Source organism: Vibrio sp. 811 (genome assembly GCF_033339195.1).
Window position 1 is genome coordinate 1 of sequence record NZ_JAWOUB010000172.1, and the last position, 912, is coordinate 912.

At 42.0% G+C, this 912-nt stretch carries 1 protein-coding gene; it reads left to right on the forward strand.

Annotated features, from left to right (window positions below; translation table 11 throughout):
- The coding region (locus tag R7Q46_RS25625; RefSeq protein WP_318078007.1) for an aromatic amino acid transport family protein at window positions 1-575 on the forward strand (575 nt) is incomplete at its 5' end.
- Window positions 576-912: the final 337 nt, after the last annotated feature.

Genomic DNA, 912 nt, shown 5'->3' on the forward strand with positions numbered 1-912 from the left:
TTCAGCGCCGACACTACGGCGATGATGCCGATGCAAAAGCCGAACTGATTTTACGTCGCACGAGCATCATGCTTATCGCATTCGTACTATTGTTTGTTTTCTCGTGCGTATTAGCACTATCGCCAGAGCAACTTGCTCAGGCAAAAGCGCAAAACGTATCCGTACTCTCTTACCTTGCAAACGCTACGGATAACCCGTTCATCGCAACACTTGGTCCTTTGGTGGCGTTTGTCGCGATCACTTCTTCTTTCCTTGGTCATTTCTTAGGCGCACGTGAAAGCTTGAACGGCTTAATCACAAAGCACTCAAATTTGTCTGAAACACGTGTTGATCGTATTAGCGTAGTGGTTCTTTTCTTGTCAATTTGGGCTGCAGCAATCATGAACCCAAGTATTTTAGGCATGATGGAAGCGTTATCTGGGCCAGTTATCGCAATGATCTTGTTCATTATGCCGATGTTGGCGGTACATAAGATTGAGTCGATGAAGCAGTATCGTGGAAAGCTCTCTACCTATTTTGTTCTGATCACAGGTATTGTTGCGGTAAGTGCTTTGGTTTTTAGCTTACTCAGCTAAGAAGGGGTTACTTTGAGTGATTTTCAGGGGAATACCGTTTACAACTGAAGGTAATTCCCTGAATTTTGCTTTTGTTTTCTAAAACGTAATCTAGCTTACGTCACTCCATTAAATAAGAGCGAAAACGCCCGCCAACATTACTACTGAGGCGATACAAGTGCGAGCAATGATGCCGAAGTGCGACGGTTGAATCATTTCGTTATGCATAAATAATCTCCTGTTTGTTATGAACAGCCAATTTACTTTGGCTTAATAACACTATGTCGAATATCCTTTTTTTAACAACCCATACAAACATTAAATATTTATGACACCAAAATCATCTTTTGGAGATCGG